The sequence below is a fragment of the Roseateles sp. P5_E11 genome (assembly GCF_054049355.1).
In genome coordinates, this window is record NZ_JBFUMO010001027.1 from 1 (window position 1) to 1,138 (window position 1,138).

Here is a 1,138-nt window from a genome sequence, read left to right on the forward strand (position 1 = left end):
GCACTGAAGCGTGTGGAACGGCTGTTCTGCCGCAACGAGCGCGCTGTGGTGCGAATGACGCTGTCGAGCGGCCACCCGATTGCGCTGGTACCCGTGGCGGCCATCCTGGTGGCCAGCATCCGCCTGCACTTCCTCGACGTGCTGCTGCATCTCGGCCGCAAGGGTGCGAACGAGATGCCTTGCTCGGCGCCGCACGTGAAAGGCCAGGAGATGGGCTGGTTCGAGCACGGTTCGACCATCATCGTCTTCGTGCCCAAGGGCTTTGACCTGGCCGAGGGCATTGCCCCGGGCGTGCAGATCCGCGCCGGCCAGGCATTGCTCAGGCTGAGTTGACCGTATCTGGTGCCGCGGCCTTCGCGGCTGCCGGCATTGGCAGCGCCACAGACACGGTCTTCGGCGCAGGCAGCATGCCGGGCAATGCCGCTTCGTCGCCTCGGTCGATGATCTCCAGCCGGCCGTCGAAGTGCTCGACGAGGGCTGTCRGGCTCTCCACCCAATCGCCGTCATTGCAGTAAAGGATGCCGTCGATCTCGCGGATCTCCGCATGATGAATGTGGCCGCAGACAACGCCGTGCGCACCGCGCTTCCTGGCCTCACGGGCAACGGCGTTTTCGAACTCGTTGATGTAGCTGACCGCGCGCTTGACCTTGTGTTTCAGATAGCGCGACAGGCTCCAGTACGGCAGGCCGCATTTGGCGCGGATGCGGTTGAACCAGCGGTTGACCTTGAGCGTGAACTCGTAGGCCAGGTCGCCGGCAATAGCCAGCCAGCGCGCGCACTGGATGACGCCGTCATACAGGTCACCATGCGTGACCCACAACCGCTTGCCGTCGGCCGTCACGTGCATGGCTTCCTCCATCACATCCACGCCGCCGAAGTTGTGCGCGAGGTATTTGCGCGCGAACTCGTCATGGTTGCCGGGGATGAAGATGACCCGTGTGCCCTTGCGTGCCTTGCGCAGCAGTTTCTGCACGACGTCGTTATGCGCCTGCGGCCAGTACCAGGAGCGGCGCAGCTGCCAGCCGTCGATGATGTCGCCGACGAGGTAGAGCGTCTCGCACTCGACGTCGCGCAGGAAGTCGAGCAGGGCCTTGGCCTGGCAACCGGGGGTGCCCAGATGCAGGTCAGAGATCCAGAC

2 protein-coding genes are annotated in these 1,138 nt (G+C 64.6%); one reads left to right on the forward strand and one right to left on the reverse strand.

The features are described 5' to 3' along the window. On the forward strand, positions 1-333 hold a 333-nt coding region (locus tag ACXJKR_RS33115), incomplete at its 5' end, for a phosphatidylserine decarboxylase (protein WP_457326470.1). Here the strand turns inward: ACXJKR_RS33115 and ACXJKR_RS33120 are convergent. Further along, positions 320-1,138 (reverse strand): UDP-2,3-diacylglucosamine diphosphatase (locus tag ACXJKR_RS33120; protein WP_457326471.1); only part of this gene is annotated, 819 nt, incomplete at its 5' end. The genes ACXJKR_RS33115 and ACXJKR_RS33120 overlap by 14 nt on opposite strands.